The 16640-nt window shown below is 29.8% G+C and carries 12 protein-coding genes; 1 reads left to right on the top strand and 11 read right to left on the bottom strand.

The window, feature by feature from the left end; genetic code table 11:
• Nucleotides 1-22 precede the first annotated feature (22 nt).
• From ACH2BC_RS09895 to ACH2BC_RS09845, 11 genes are all read right to left on the bottom strand, one after another.
• Complete coding sequence (locus ACH2BC_RS09895; RefSeq protein ID WP_395053834.1) at nt 23-4378, bottom strand: CusA/CzcA family heavy metal efflux RND transporter; 4356 nt, start codon at nt 4376-4378, stop codon at nt 23-25.
• A gap of 93 nt (nt 4379-4471) precedes the next feature.
• Nucleotides 4472-4798 carry a DUF6660 family protein gene (locus ACH2BC_RS09890; RefSeq protein WP_395053833.1) on the bottom strand — a complete coding sequence of 109 codons (327 nt, stop codon included), beginning with the start codon at nt 4796-4798 and terminating at the stop codon, nt 4472-4474.
• A 16-nt stretch (nt 4799-4814) separates the two neighbouring features.
• A complete protein-coding gene (locus ACH2BC_RS09885) occupies nt 4815-7814 on the bottom strand; it encodes a glycoside hydrolase family 3 N-terminal domain-containing protein (protein ID WP_395053832.1) in 3000 nt (999 codons plus the stop codon).
• A gap of 105 nt (nt 7815-7919) precedes the next feature.
• Nucleotides 7920-8402 carry an ABC transporter ATPase gene (locus tag ACH2BC_RS09880; RefSeq protein ID WP_395053831.1) on the bottom strand — a complete coding sequence of 161 codons (483 nt, stop codon included), beginning with the start codon at nt 8400-8402 and terminating at the stop codon, nt 7920-7922.
• Between the two features lie 12 nt (nt 8403-8414).
• Nucleotides 8415-9191: a phosphatase PAP2 family protein gene (locus tag ACH2BC_RS09875; RefSeq protein ID WP_395053830.1), complete on the bottom strand. Its 777-nt coding sequence runs from the start codon at nt 9189-9191 to the stop codon at nt 8415-8417.
• Between the two features lie 4 nt (nt 9192-9195).
• Nucleotides 9196-9987, bottom strand: coding sequence for a (Fe-S)-binding protein (locus tag ACH2BC_RS09870; protein WP_395053829.1), 792 nt, complete (start codon nt 9985-9987; stop codon nt 9196-9198).
• 130 nt (nt 9988-10117) lie between these two features.
• Nucleotides 10118-10564 carry a phosphoheptose isomerase gene (locus tag ACH2BC_RS09865; protein WP_395053828.1) on the bottom strand — a complete coding sequence of 149 codons (447 nt, stop codon included), beginning with the start codon at nt 10562-10564 and terminating at the stop codon, nt 10118-10120.
• Between the two features lie 131 nt (nt 10565-10695).
• Entirely contained in the window at nt 10696-12027 is a 1332-nt protein-coding gene (locus ACH2BC_RS09860) for a 4Fe-4S dicluster domain-containing protein (RefSeq protein WP_395053827.1), read from the bottom strand.
• 30 nt (nt 12028-12057) lie between these two features.
• Nucleotides 12058-13017, bottom strand: a complete 960-nt coding sequence (locus ACH2BC_RS09855) for an MlaD family protein (protein WP_395053826.1) — start codon at nt 13015-13017, stop codon at nt 12058-12060.
• Nucleotides 13018-13056: 39 nt separating this feature from the next.
• Nucleotides 13057-14214 (bottom strand): N-acetylmuramoyl-L-alanine amidase, encoded by a 1158-nt coding sequence (locus ACH2BC_RS09850; protein WP_395053825.1) that lies wholly within the window; start codon nt 14212-14214, stop codon nt 13057-13059.
• Between the two features lie 37 nt (nt 14215-14251).
• Entirely contained in the window at nt 14252-15361 is a 1110-nt protein-coding gene (locus ACH2BC_RS09845) for an N-acetylmuramoyl-L-alanine amidase (protein WP_395053824.1), read from the bottom strand.
• Nucleotides 15362-15441: 80 nt separating this feature from the next.
• Between ACH2BC_RS09845 and ACH2BC_RS09840 the strand changes: the two genes are divergently transcribed.
• Nucleotides 15442-16640, top strand: a 1199-nt coding sequence (locus ACH2BC_RS09840; RefSeq protein WP_395053823.1) for a putative LPS assembly protein LptD, incomplete at its 3' end; no start/stop codon positions are given.

The following is a 16640-nucleotide window of genomic DNA, read 5'->3' as shown; positions in this document are numbered from 1 at the left end:
TATTAAATTAAATTTTTAGAAATTACTTTGTCCGTTCGCTACGCTCGGATGATGGATATTGCAATTGAATTGCGCTTAAATTGAATAGATTCAAGGTTTCGGCATATTTTTTTTTAATATCAATGGCCTGATTTAAAAAACTAATGTAGGTCCAATAACTCATATCGCCATTTTCATAACTTTTTTGTGCAGTTGTTATAATTTGTTCGGCATATTGCAAACCTTCTTTTTTATAATAATCTAAACCTTTTTGCTGCTTTTCAAATTCATTTTGCAATTCTTGCTTTTGAAGATTTAACGCAAATTTGTTTTTATCTAATTCTAATTGCGATTGCGAAATACTTACTTGAGATGCTTTAGCTTTCGCCGAATTTACACCGCCAAATAAAGGAATTTGAAGTCCAGCAGTAAAACCTTGAAACAACGATTTGGTATCGATAGTTTGTGCAAAATAGCCCAATCCTAATTTTGGTGTTTTTAAAGCTTTAAAAGTATTGACTTCTTTTTCATAAACTAAAATTTGCTGTTGGTAATAATCGTTTACCAAATTTTCTAATTTAGAATCATTTGCATCAGAAATTTTAGAAAACTCAATTGGCGTTGTATGATCTGGAATAATATTTTCGTCGGTTTGAACAAAAAATTGTAATTGTTTTTGATAAATTGCCAAGTCATAATCCAACTGCGCTTTTTGAGTTTCAATTTCTTTAACTTTTGCTTTGGCGCTAATTACTTCAATGTTTCCACTTTCTCCAGTTTTAAATCGAAGTTCTGCATTTTTTAAAAATTTAGTGTAAATTTGGTTCAATTCAGCATTTAATTTTTGAACAGAAACACCAAATAAATATTGATAATAAGATAATGTTACCGCTTTTTCAATTTCAAATTCTGTTAATGCTTTTCGTTTTTCTGCCAGTTTTACTAACTCTTCTTGCAATTGCCTGTTGGCTTTTGTTATTTTTCCTACGGGAAAATATTGTTGCACACTAACATTATGATCGTAAGAATTGCTATTGAATTGTCCGCCTTGATATTGAACTTGCAAAGGATCAACTTGAAAAGCCGTTTTTTTAAGAATAGATTGTTTTTCAATTTCTTTATCTGCAATTTTTAAATCGATGTTGTTTGATTTTGCGTTTTCTATGGCTTTTTCTAATGAAATTGTTTGTCCGTTTTGCGCAAATGAAAAGCTACTGAAAAGCAAAATTAAAATAGTGACAATTGATGTATTCATATAATTTTTTCTTTTTTTAATTCCTTTTTCTAACAATAAATATAAAATCGGCAATACTATCAAAGTCAATAATGTTGCAGATAATAATCCGCCAATGACTACCGTTGCTAAAGGTTTTTGAACTTCTGCGCCACCACTTGTAGATAATGCCATTGGTAAAAATCCTAACGATGCCACGGATGCAGTCATTAAAACAGGTCTAAGTCTGGTTTTTGTTCCTATTATTACACGTTGAAAAGCATCGGTGATTCCTTCTTCTTTTAGTTGATTGAAATAGGATATTAATACAATTCCGTTCAATACTGCAATTCCGAATAAGGCGATAAATCCAATTCCTGCTGAAATGCTAAATGGCATTCCACGAATCCAAAGTGCAAAAACACCACCAATTGCTGATAATGGAATGGCGGTAAAAATTAATCCTGCTTGTTTAAAACTATTGAATGTAAAAAATAATAATATCAAAATTAATCCTAATGCAATTGGCAAAGCAACCGAAAGTCGTTTGGAAGCTTCAATTAAATTTTCAAATTGTCCACCATAAGTAACATAATATCCAGCAGGAAGTTTGAAATCTTTGTCTAATTTAGCTTGAATTTCTTCTACCACACTTTTAATATCTCGACCACGAACATTCAACCCAACAGTAATTCTTCGTTTTCCATCTTCTCGAGAAACTTGCACTGGACCTTGTTCAAAATTAATTTTTGCCACTTGTGATAATGGTACTTGTTGACCATTTGGCAAAGGAATAAAAAGATTATTTACATCGGTAATATCACTTCTATTATCAGCATCCATTCGTACAACTATATCAAATCGTTTGCTTTCTTCATAAATTTTTCCTGCACTTTCACCAGCAAATGACGAGCGAATTATTTGATTAATATCGGCAATATTTAAACCATACAAAGCAATTTTATTGTAGTCATATTTAATGGTAATTTGTGGCAAACCTGTAACTTTATCCGCTTTTAAATCGCCAACACCTTCTATGTTTTGAACTTTAGCAATTAATTCGGTAGCTTTTTCATCTAAAACTTCTAAATCATCACCAAAAATTTTGATGGCAATATCGCTTCTACTTCCAGTCATTAGCTCATTAAATCGCATCTGGATTGGCTGTGATACTTCTATAGTTGCACCAGGAATTGTTTCCATTTCTTCTTTCATTGCGTTGGCAATATCTTCCCAATTATCAAATTCGCTTCGCCATTCGTCTTTATCTTTTAGAACAATAATTAAATCGCCACTTTCAATTGGCATTGGATCGGTTGGAATTTCGCCACTTCCAATTTTGGAAACTATTGTTTTAATTTCTGGAAATTTAGATTTTAGAATTTTCTCATATTGCGTAGTTGTTTTAACCATTTGCGAAAGCGAACTTCCTGTCATAATTGTGGCATTTATTGCTAAATCACCTTCTTCGATTGTTGGAATAAATTCGCCGCCCATATTTTGAAAAACTACTATTGCAAAAACAAAAATCGCAACAGTTAAAGCCAAAACAGCTTTCTTAAATCGTAGTGCTTTTGCTAAAAATGGCGAATAGATTTTCTCGAACCAAGCCATCATTTTATCGCTAAAATTTTCTTTTTGAACTGTTTTTTTGGATAAAAATAATGCACTCATCATTGGAACATAAGTCAAGGAAAGTAAAAATGCACCAATAACCGCAAAACCAACAGTCATTGCCATTGGACGAAACATTTTTCCTTCGGTTCCAACCAAAGCTAAGATTGGTAAGTAAACAATTAAAATAATTATTTCACCAAAAGCTGCACTGTTTCTAATTTTGGATGCAGAATTATAAACTTCTGAATCCATTTCTTGTTGCGTGTAAAATTTAGAATCAATTTCAACAGAACTTTTTACTTTCTTTCTATATAAATGATGCATTGTGGCTTCAACAATAATTACTGCACCATCTACAATTATTCCAAAATCTATTGCGCCCAAACTCATTAAATTTCCGCTAATACCAAAAGCATTCATCAGAATTATTGCAAAAAGCATGGCTAACGGAATTACAGAAGCGACGATTAATCCGGCACGAAGATTTCCTAAAAATAAAATAAGTACAAAAATTACAATTAATGCGCCTTCCAATAAATTTTTAGTAACAGTTCCAATAACATTGTCAACTAAAGTTCCTCTGTCAATAAATGGCTCAGCAACAACACCTTCTGGCAAAGTTTTATTGATTTGAATCATTTTTTCTTTTACTCTTTCAACTACAGCACTCGAATTTTCGCCTTTTAACATTAATGCTAATCCAGAAACAATTTCTCCTTTTCCATCTTTGGTAGATGCACCATATCGCAAGGCAATTCCTTCTCGAACTTCGGCGACATTTCTCACCAAAATTGGTGAACCATTTTTGTTGCTAACAACTACATTTTCTAAATCTTTTATTCCAGTTGCCATTCCGACACCACGAATAAAATAGGCATATTGGTCTTTTTCAATGTAAGCGCCACCAGTATTTTGATTGTTTTTTTCTAAAGCATTAAAAATATCGGTTATAGTTACTCCTAAACTATTGAGTTTATTTGGATTTACTGCAACTTCATATTGTTTTAATTTTCCACCCCAAGTACTTACTTCTGCAACACCTTCAATTCCTTGCAATTGCGGAATAATTATCCAATCTTGGATGGTTCGTAATTTTATTTCATCATATTTTTCTTCATATCCTTTTTTGGCATACACATCATATTGATAAATTTCGCCAAGTCCAGAAGTAATTGGTGCTAATTCTGGCGAACCAACATAGGCAGGAATATTTTCTTTAGCTTCGCTTAATCGTTGAAAAATTTGTTCTCTTGCCCAATAAATATCTACATCATCTTTAAAAACTACCGTAACAACTGATAATCCGAAGCGCGAAATACTTCGAAGTTCAATAACTTTAGGAATAGTTTTTACAGATTGTTCTAGTGGATAAGTAATTAATTGTTCTACTTCTTGAGCTGCCAAAGTTGGTGCAGTAGTTAATATTTGAACCTGATTATTGGTAACATCTGGCAAGGCATCAAGCGGTAATTGTTTTAAAGAATAACTACCAAAGGCAATTAGAACTAAAGTTAGTAACATAATTACAAACTTGTTCTTTATACTAAATTGTATAATTTTATCTAACATTTAAAAAGTATAACGTATTAAAAAATAGACAGGATGTGTCTTTATTTTCTGTGTGAAATTCACAAATTATTTTCCCAAATAAATTGGGTTACGTTATGCTATTTGTGGTGGTTGCCAGATACTTCCGTAGAAATTGGAAGTTAAAATAGAAGTGTATGTTGGTACTTGAGAAGAAATTTTTAATGTTGTAATTGGAAAATAAATTGTAGTAATTTTAAAATGATTTATTATTTGTGAACCACAACAATTACATATACAAAAAGGAGAACATAAATGATTTTCTTTTTCATGAGAATGATTTTCATGATTGGATTGCAACTCTTTACTAGATTTTTCGAAATTTATTTCTACAACGTCACTACAAGGTAAACACGAAAGTGCTACGAAATAAATTGATGCTATGATTGTTAAGAATTTCATATCGTAAATATAGTAATTATTTATCTAAAATTGATTCTTGAATAATTTTTTGAATGTCTTCACGAATGTTTTCTTTTGAAAGTCTGTTTGGTGCATTCGAATCTGGAAAAGTTCTGTTTGATAAAAACACATAAATAATTTCTGTTTCTGGATCTGCCCAAGCAATTGTTCCTGTAAATCCAGTATGACCAAAGCTTGCTTTAGAAACACAACCGCAAGTTGGACCTTCTTTTCCCAATTGAGGTTTGTCAAATCCTAATCCGCGACGATTTCCTTCTAAACAAAAATTACAAGTATTAAAAACGTCGAAAGTTTCTGGAGAAAAATAGTTAATATTTCCATAGTTTCCTTTGTTAAGATACATTTGCATCATTTTAGCAATGTCTATTGCGTTAGAAAAAATACCTGCATGACCGGCAATTCCACCTTCCATTGCAGCTTCCATATCATGAACATATCCTTGAATTAAAGTATGTCTAAAATAAGTATCGTTTTCAGTTGGAGCAATTAACGAACAGTCTATTTTTTGTAACGGATTGTAGGTTGTATTGTTCATTCCCAATGTTTTATAGAAATTATTCTGACTTAAATCACTAATAGATTTGCCTGTAATTTTTTCTAAATATTCTTTCAGAATTATGAAGGTAAAATCGCTGTATTTATACTCTTTTTTATCTAACAATTTACTGTTTGCAATTTGCTTTAAAATAGAATCTTGATAATTATTTTTAATATATAAATTTTCTGAAACCTGCTTAGAAAAATCGTGAGAATAAGTAGTATTGTAAATCTCTTTTAGTGGCATTTTTAAACTGTCTAACGTTCGTTTATAAAACGGAATCCAAGCTTGCAAACGTGCATAATGTGATAATAAATCTTTAAAAGGAATATCACTTTTATCGGTATTTTGAAAAATTGGAAGCATTTCTCCAAGTTTTGTTTCTAAATTAACTTGCTTGTTATCATAAAGTTGCATTACATTTGGTAATGTAGAAACCATTTTGGTAACCGAAGCCACATCATATAAAGTTGAATTTAGAACTTTATCAATTTTTTCATAGGTTTGATAACCATACGATTTTTGATAAATAACTTTTCCTCTTCTTGCAACTAAAAGTTGAATTCCTGGAGTCATTTTGGCATCAATAGCTTTCTTGGCAACAGCATCAATTTTATATAACGTTTCTTGACTCATTCCTACATTTTCTGGCGCTGTAAATCCTAATCTATTTAATTTTTCGGTTTCTAAACCTAGATTTACAGGAAATAGATCATTAATTGTAACTGGCAATTTTCCTTGTGATGCAATGGCTCCAAATAGTAATTCTGCCGAAACTTCTTGAGCAATATCAGCATTTTGATATGACATAATTACAGCTTCAATTCCATCAAAATTTGTAATTGGAGAAAGTGAATATGGTTTAGAAAAAGCATCAAAAATTACTACATTATTTTCTGCAATTTTTTGTAACCAAAGTAATTCTGTTTCAGACAAATCGTGTTTTTTCCAAGCTTTGTCTGATTTATGATAACCAACAATTACTGTATTGAAATCTTTTAATTTTACATTTAAAGTATCTAAATTATTTGAAGTAACTTCTGTAATTTCTGTATATTTTTTTAAAGTTGAAACAAAACTTGAATTTACATCATCACCCAATTTTACATACGCAATTTTTTGATTTAAATTATTAATTGGCAGAATATTATCTTTATTTTTTAAAACCGTAACTGCGTGTTCATACAATTGATATTGCAAAGCATCTTTGGAAGAAGTAATCAAATCTTTACTCAAATTTTTTGTTTCAATTGGTTTTAATTTATTTAATCCTGATTTGTATTTGTAACGCAAAATTTTCTTTACCGATTTGTCTAAACGTTCCTCAGAAATTATAGAATCTTGATAAGCAACGCAAATTTTTTCGTAAGCTAAAGGCACATTTTCTGGAAAAAGTAAAATATCATTTCCGGCAAGAAATGCTTCTAAATCTATATCGCCAGGTTTCATAAATTTACTTGCAGCTTTCATATTTAATGCATCCGTAAAAATTAATCCTTCAAAACCCAACTCATTTTGAAGCAAGTTTGTAACTACATTATACGAAACTGAAGTTGGCCAATTCGCTCTAGATTCTACACTTGGAACGTTTAAATGCGCCACCATTACAGAAACTAAACCTTCATCAAAAATTCTTTTATAAGGATACAATTCAACTAAATCTAATCTTTCTTTTGTAAAATTTACTAATGGCAATGCATAATGAGAATCCAATGCAGTATCGCCATGACCAGGAAAATGTTTCCCAGTAGAAAAAATTCCTTGACTTTGCGCGCCATCCATTAATGCAATTGCATGTTCAGTTACATTTACTTTTTCTTCACCAAAAGAACGATGACCAATTATAGGATTTTTAGGATTGGTATTAATATCTAAAACTGGTGCAAAATTAAATTGAATACCCAATCGCTTGGATTCTTTTGCCATATTTTCACCAACTTTTTTAATTAAATTTAAATCTCTAATGGCACCAAGTGTTGTGTTGAATGGATATTTATAAGTAGAATCTAATCGCATACTTAAACCCCATTCGGCATCAATACCTATAAACATTGGAATTCTAGATTTACTTTGAAACCTATTAGTTAATTTAGCTTGACGATTTGGTCCGCCTTGAAAAAATATTAATCCACCAACTTTATTTTCTTCAATTAATTTTTCTACTTCTTTAAAGTGAGTTTCATCTTTATTAGAGTAAGCTGCAATCATAAAAAGTTGACCTACTTTATCATCAAAAGTTAATGTTTTATAGATACTGTCTACCCATTTTGTTTCAGCAATACTTTCTGGGAAGTAATTTTTTCTGTCTGATTTTACTTGTTGATTATAAGTTTCTTCAAATTTAGGAACTTCTGTTTTAATAGTATTCTGAGGTACAATTGTAGTTTTTGTTGTACCACAATTGGTTACTAAAAAAAATATGGAAAGTAAAAATAAAACTCTTATTGTATTTTTCATTAATTGATTATTTGAAATTAGGTTGCAAGCAACATAACTTTTTATATTTGTTAATTTCAACGAATTTAAAATAGATTTATTTTAAAAATTTATACTAAATAAATATTAAAAAAATCTACTGTGCCAACTTTCGGCTGCTGGAATTTCCCAACCGTCATTAAATTCTTCAATTGTATTTACTAAATTATTAAAAACAATTGTATTTTCTGAAACCGATTTGTCTTTGGCTAATTTTTTAAATTCTAACAAGGTTTTGTAAGTAACAAATTCACCTTGCTTAAAAGCTACATTCATTTTGTCTAATAAATCTACGCTGTATTTTTGTTCAATATTTTGAATAAATTCTACCGATTTATCTATAGAACAACCAGTTGCGGCTTGCACTTCTTGATTTACTGCGATAATTATAAATCGATTGTATTTTATTTGAAATGAAGCTTCAAGTGAAGTGCCGTGTGCTGACCAATTTTCAACAAAAATTTGTAAATCTTCATTGATAGTGGCTATTTCATCTTCTGAAAATTTTCGGCTTGATTGGTATATCCAAATTTTAGATTCTTCGGGTAAATTTTCAAATGGAATGTACATATTTTTTTATTTTTAAAATTGGGAAATTAACCCAAATCCAGTTGTTTTTCCGTCATAAAAAGGAATAAAAACTGTGTTATTATTTGATGATTTATTTTTTGAAATCAATTTACTAATTTTTGGAACTAACCAATAAGCAGCTTTTGTACTCAAAATTCCTATTCCTGCGCCAGTTACAACATCTGTAAACCAATGTCTGTTATGATATATTCGTAATGCGCCAACACTCGTTGCAACTGCATAACCAGAAATTCCATACCAAATAGATTGGTCTTTATATTCTTGAAAAAGTAATTCTGCTCCTAAAAATGAATTCGCAGTATGACCAGAAGGAAATGAATTAAATGTTGATGCATCTGGACGCAATTGATTGGTAGATTTCTTAATAACTTTAACGGTAATTCCCATTAAAATTGTGGATGTTGCTAACACCAATGCTCTTTTTTTGAAAGAATTTTTACTTTTTACTCCAATAAAATCTAAACTTAAAGCTGTTGTAGCAGGAACAAATTGCATAACATCATCAAAATCTATTTTATCTTTTCCATATTCATTAAAAGAATCGTTTTTAAAACTTTTAAATAATCTTAAATTTTTATTTTCTAGTCCAATTAATCCATAACTAATAAAGACTGTCGGAATAATTAACTGCTTGTAATTGAATTTTAAATTATTGGATGTTTCAATTTTTAAAGAATCTTTTGCAAAAGAATTAGAACTTATTTGAGCCAATAAATTTGAATTTATTGACAATAACAAATACATTATTATTGCAATTCTTTTATTCATTTAATTATAAATCTTGAGCGTTGGCAATAAGTTCGGCAATATCCATAACTTTTACATTGGCTTCTTTTTCTTTATTTTTAACTCCATCACTCATCATGGTATTGCAAAACGGACAAGCTGCAGCAATGATATCTGGTTGGGTTTCTAATGCTTGCTCTGTTCTTTCTATATTTACTTCTTTATTTCCTGGTTCGGCATCTTTAAACATTTGTGCTCCACCAGCACCACAACATAATCCATTGGCTTTAGATTTTTTCATTTCTACAAATTCGGCATCCAATTTCTCGATTAATTCTCTTGGTGCTTCATAAATATTATTAGCTCTTCCAAGATAACAAGGATCGTGAAATGTGATTTTTTTTCCTTTAAATTGTCCACCTTCTATGGTTAATCTGCCAGAATCTAATAATGATTTTAAGAATTCGGTATGATGAATTACTTCGTATTTTCCACCCAATTCTGGATATTCATTTTTCAAAGTATTAAAGCAATGCGGACAAGCGGTTACAATTTTTTTAGCTTCATAAGCATTCAACACTTCAATATTCATCATTGCTTGCATTTGAAACAAAAATTCGTTTCCAGCACGTTTTGCAGGATCGCCAGTGCACGATTCTTCAGTTCCAAGAACAGCAAATTCAACCTTTGCACGATTTAGAATCTTAACAAATGCTTTGGTAATTTTCTTTGCTCTATCGTCAAAACTTCCTGCACAACCAACCCAAAATAAAACTTCTGGTTGCTTGCCTTGAGCTAACATTTCGGCCATCGTTGGCACGTTTAATACTTCTGACATATTTAAAAGTTTAGAAGTTTAAAGTTTAAGAGTTTAATCTCAAACAGATAAACTTATTTAAAATTGGAAAATGTAGAATTTGTATTTAAAATATAAAATCCTAAATTAATTAATCCTAAATTCTAATTTATTATTCGTGTTGTCCATCGTCAAAAACCTCGATGGTTACTTCTTTTTCTATTAAATCGGTAAATTTTCCTCTGTAACGAGTTGCTTTTACTAAGTGATTATCAATCCAATGGTAATTTCCTCCTCGTGGTTTTCCCATTACCATTCCATGGTATTTAAATCCGTATTGTTTTAACCAACGTTCCGTATATTCTCTGTGCGCTTCAGTTCTAGATGTAAAAAAGAAAATAATATGACCTTCGTCATACCATTTATTTAATGTAATTAATGCATCTGGATACACTTCGGCAGTTAACATTCGTTCTGGTTCTTCGTTAGGAATATCATCACAAATGGTTCCGTCAATATCTATTAGATAATTTTTTACTCCTTCTGGCAAAACTGGACTTAAATGCTGTCCGTTTTCGGTTACTGTTTGTAAGGTTTTGTCGATGTCTTCCGCTTTCATTTTTTTAATTTTAAAATTCAATTATTCATTTTCATTAAACTATTTCTAACCTCACATTATAGAAATTTGTTTTAATATTTTTAGACGTAATAAATTATGTCTTTACTTTATAGACGTAATAAATTACGTCTCTACGACGATTCGTTTTTCCAATTCAATCGGTCTTGTTGGTTGTATTGCCATGGCGCACCATTATTTTCAATATTAGTCATCATTGCATTTAATGATTGTGGCGCAGCACTTTGTTCCATCACTAAAAATCGTCTCATATCGATTATTATTGATAATGGACTAATATTTACTGGACATTCTTCTACGCAAGCATTACAAGATGTACAAGCCCAAAGTTCTTCGGCAGTAATGTAATTGTTTAATAACGAAATGTTATCAGGAATAAAAACACCTTTATTTTTGTCAATATTTCTACCAACTTCTTCCATTCTATCTCTTGTATCCATCATTATTTTTCGTGGAGATAGTTTTTTTCCTGTTTGATTTGCAGGACAAGCATCGGTACAACGACCACATTCTGTACAAGTATAAGCGTTTAATAATTGTACCCAATTTAAATCTTGAACATCACTTGCTCCAAATTTACTTGGAACTGCATTTGGATCGACTGGTTGTGCTGCAAAAGGATCAGCATTTGGGTCAAGCATTAATTTTACTTCGTTTGTAACACTTTCTAGATTGTCTAATTCTCCTTTTGGGTTTAAATCCGCAAAATAAGTATTTGGAAACGCCAATAAAATATGCAAATGTTTAGAATAATATAAATAATTTAAAAACACTAAAATTCCTGAAATGTGTAACCACCAAAAAGTTCTTTCTAACATTACAACTGCACTTTCTGACATTCCATTAAAAATTGGCGACAAGAAATGACTGATAGGAAATGAACCTGCTTGAACATAATGTGAAACTCCAGCTTGTTGCAACCAAAAATCGGAAGCATTCATTAATAGAAACAGCGACATTAATACAACTTCAAAATATAAAATATAATTAGCATCAGATTTTGGCCAACCTTTTAAATCGGAACTTACAAATCGTTTTAACTTGATTACGTTTCTTCTTGTCCAAAAAAGAATTACAGCAACTAATACTAAAAATGCTAAAATTTCAAAACTTCCAATTAAGAAATTATACAAACTTCCTAGTGGTGCAAATACTCTGTGTGTGCCAAAAATTCCGTCAATTATAATTTCTAAAACTTCAAGATTTATAACTATAAAACCAACGTATACTATAATATGTAGCAAACCCATAACAGGTTTTTTCACCATTTTAGATTGACCAAGCGCAATTATAGCAAGATTTCTCCATCTTGCAGAAGGATTATCTTTTCTATTTACATCTTTACCAAGATTTATATTTCTAAGTATTTTTTTTACATTAATAGTAAAATATCCAATTCCGATAGAAAGTAGAATAAGGAAAAATATATTATCTAAATAGCTCATATCTTGAGAGTTATTGTTTGTGAATTAGTATTATTTTTTAATAGTATCCGTTTCATTTGGTGCAATGTATGGTTTGTTTTTCTTACCAAATAAAGAAACATTTACATATCTTGTTGGATACAATCTAACATCTTGTAATAGTAATTCTAATTCTTTAGAAGTTTTAGAAAAATTGTTATACAAAGCATCATCTTTAATTAATTTACCCATTGTACCATTACCATTTTCTAAACCTAACATAATTTTATCTACACTAGCCAAGGTTTTTTCTAATGATTTAACAGATTTTCCAATATTTGCTTTAGCTAAAGAATCTGATAATTTAGAAAAATTTCCAGATGCTTTTTCTATGTTGGTCATGGTATTTCCAATTTTAGATTTATTGTCTGCCAACATTGTATTTACTTCTTTAGAAGCCACTTTAAATTGAGCTAACGTTTCGTTTAAATTGGCTAAACTACTTTGTAAATTTTCTTTAGTTTTTGCATCAAATATTTCATTTACATTTACTAACATACTATTTGCATTATCAAGTAGTTTGTCTAATTTTTGTTTTAACGGATCAATTTGTCCTGCTAATAAACCATCAATTAATCCCATTTTAGTTGCAGAAACTAAAAATGCACCAGATTCGGCAGGTTTTGTATCATTTTTATTTACTAGAATTGCAATTTGTTTACCACCAATTGGACTTGGAGAATAAATTTCTGCTACACTTCCATTTGTTATGGCAAAATCATTTTTTATTTGAAGTTCAACTAAAAGTCGTCCATCTTTTTGTAAATCAATTGTTTTTACTTTTCCAATTGTTAAACCGTTTAATGTTACTAATGAAGATGGAACTAAACCTTCTACATTAGTATAATGAACATAGAATTTTTTATAATCGGTTAATAAATCGCTTCCTTTTAAAAAACTGTAACCCCAAATGAATAATAAAATGGATGAAATAGCTAATATTCCTGTTTTAATTTCTCGTGTTAATTTCAAAATAGTAATTTTTTACAAAATTAGATAAAATTGTTGAATTTATTGATTTATTGCATCTTTTACAGAAATACTTTTTCCGTTTTTAAATGCAATTAAAAAAGCTGACGAATACCCTTTGCCTTTGGCATCTTGCAAAAGTTTTTTAGCATTTTCATAATCAGATGTTTCGCCATACATATATTTATACATAGTATTTTCTTTAGAACTTGAAATATTTTTTAATCCTTTAAAGTTGCTAGAAACCAAAGCTACTTTTTTAGAACTTGCAGAAAGTTGTACTTTAAATGTAATTCCGTTTTTAATTTCGGATGTTTTAATTTCTGGTTTTTTAACAACTGAATCTGGCTTTTTAGTAGTATCCGATTTTTTAATAGTTATTGCTTCTACTCTATCAGATGGTTTTTCTGTTGGTTCTTGATAAGTTCCACCATCAAAGTTATCTTTTTTATAACTAATAATGGCTTCGGCAATGGCTTGCGCAATTTCATCTTGACCGTTTTCAGAATCTAAATAATTTCCTTCAACAACATTAGAAATAAAACCAGTTTCTATTAAAACTCTTGGCATATATGCTTTATGCAAAACCATATATGGCGCTTGTTTTACGCCACCACCACGACTTTTTTTTCCTAAACCTACAAATTTATCTTGAATTTTTCCGGCCAATAAAATACTATTTTCTATAAATTCTTCTTGCATTATGGTCATACCAAGCATTGATTCTGGATTTTTAGGATCGTAACCTTCGTATTTATTTTTATAATCTTTTTCTAAAGTAATTACAGAGTTTTCACGTTTTGCAGCTTCAAGATTGGATGCATTTTTAGACATACCCATTACATAAGTTTCTGTTCCATCGGCAACCGTATTTTTATTGGCGTTGCAATGAATTGATACAAAAATATTAGCATCGGCACGATTTGCAATGTTGGCACGTTCTACTAAATCTATAAATTTATCTGTTTTTCTGGTATAAATAACTTCTATTCCAGATGATTTTTCTAGAATTTTACCCACTTTTAAAACCAACGCTAATGTAATGTTTTTTTCTATGTGACCGTTATGAACTGCACCATAATCGTGATCGCCATGACCAGCATCAAGAGTAACTTTAAACTTATTAGATTGCGAAAAAGAATTTTGGCAACATAACAGAATAATTAAAATTTTGAAGAATATTTTATAAGTAATTGGCATTTTAAGTTTTAAAATTAATTTACAAAATTAGTTATAATTACTTAATAACTTCATTAATATCTACAGATTTACCATTTTTAAAAGCGGTAATAATTGCAGTTGAATATCCTTTTGTTAAAGCAACTAGTTGTAATTTTTTAGCTTCTTCATAATTAGAAGTTAATCCATAAAAATATTTATACGTATTATTTTCAGATGAAGATGAAATTCTATCCAAACCTTTAAAGTTTTTAGGAATTAATTTTATGTTTCTTTCACTTGTAGACAATTGAATTTTATAAATTATTTCATCATCTGTAGAATTATTTGTTGAAGCAACAACAGTATTGGGAACAACTTCAACAATATTAGTTTCAATTGTGGCAGTTGTATCGGTTTGACCAAAATATTCATTTTTGTAACTAATAATTGCATTGGCAATTTCTAGAGCCATTTTATTTTGACCATCCAATGAATTTAAAAACTCACCTTCTTCCATATTAGATAAAAAACCCAATTCTATCAATACACTTGGCATGTAAGCTGCATCTAAAACCCAAAGTGGTTGCTGTTTTACACCTCTTGTTTTTCTATTTAAATTATTGGTAAAATTATCTTGAATTTTGGTTGCAAGGTTGATACTATTATTCAAGTTTTCTTCTTGCATAATATTTAATCCTAACAATGATTCAGGATTAGTTGGATCAAAACCTTGATAGTTTTGCTTGTAATTATCTTCTAAATAAATTACTGCGTTTTCTGCTTTGGCAACTTCAATATTCATATCGGCACGAGACAAACCCATTACAAATGTTTCTGTTCCAGAAGGACCAAAATTTTTAACCGAGTTGCAATGAATGGAAACAAACAAATTAGCATTGGCTTTGTTGGCAATTTTCGGACGATTTACTAACTCTATAAACTCATCTGTAACACGAGTGTAAATTATTTTAATTTCTTTGTCTTTGGCTAAATATTCACCCACTTTTAAAGTAGTTTTTAGTGCAATTTCTTTTTCACTAAAACCGTGATAAGAATTTCCTGGATCTTTTCCGCCATGACCAGCATCTAGAATTAAAATAAACTTTTCTGTTTGAGCAAAACTCAAATTACTTATAAGAAAAGTTAAAATTACTGTCAATAAAGAGTTTTTATATATAAATTTCATTTGTAACGTTAATTTTAATTAAAACTGCTAGTTTATAATTTTATTATTTGACTATTTTTGACGAAAAATAATCTGTAAGTTTGGCTGTTCAAAAATTGAGCCACACTTTTACAAAAATAGCATTTAAACCTTTGCGTACAAACTTATTTTATATCGTTTTATTAGCAATTTTCCTAACAATAGGAAATACCATAGTAGTAGGACAAGAAACTAGAACTAAAAAGAGAAACCTTTCTGTAAAAAAAGATCCAATTCCTGTTATAAAAGAAGTAGTAAAGCCAGTTGAAATAACGCCAATTGCTACAGAAAAAGTTGTTACAATTAAAACAGACACTATAAAAAAGTCATTATTAGAAGGAAAAGTAAAATATAAAGCAAAAAAGTATGCACGATTTGAACAAAAAAAGGAACTTTTAACTTTAAATGATGGTGCCGAATTGTATTATTTAGATTACGAATTAAAGGCAGGAATTATTGTAATGGATTACAAAAAGAATGAAGTTTATGCAGGAAGATTGAAAGATTCTACTGGAAATTACATTCAATATCCAAAGTTTACTCAAGGTAGCAATGTAATTGAACCTGATTCTATTAGATTTAATTTTAAAACTAAGAAAGCATTAGTTTGGAATTCTAGAACTACGCAACAAGAAATGAATATCAAGGCAGAGATTTCTAAAAAAGAAAATGATTCTGTTTATTTTATGAAAAATGCACGATTTACAACTGCCAAAGATTTTGATGATCCAGAATATTATTTTATAACCAGCAAAGCCAAATTTGTTCCAGGAAAAAAAGTAGTTGTTGGCGGAACAAATATGGTAATTTATGGAGTTCCAACACCTTTATACTTGCCTTTTGCATTTTTTCCTATTACAGAAAAAAGTAGATCTGGAATAATTATTCCTAATTATGGGCAAAGTAATTTACGTGGTTATTCTTTGCAAAACGGAGGTTATTATTTTGCTTTAAGCGATAATTATGATTTAGCAATTCTAGGAGATTATTACACTAATGGCAGTTATGCATTAGGATTTGAATCTTCTTATGCAAAAAAATACAATTTTAATGGATCAGTAAGAATGCGATTTGAAAACTTAATAAATAGCGAACGTGGTTTTCCAGATTATACTAAAAGTAAAATTTATAACATTCAATGGTCACATACTAAAGATGGAAAGTCCAATCCTAATTCTAGATTTTCTGCATCGGTAAATCTTGGAAGTAGCCAGTTTTTTCAACAATCTATCAATCAGCTAAGTTTGACTTCTGCTATAAA

This window comes from Flavobacterium sp. (assembly GCF_043760115.1).
Lineage (GTDB): Bacteria > Bacteroidota > Bacteroidia > Flavobacteriales > Flavobacteriaceae > Flavobacterium.
This window is presented reverse-complemented; position numbering and strand designations above follow the sequence as displayed.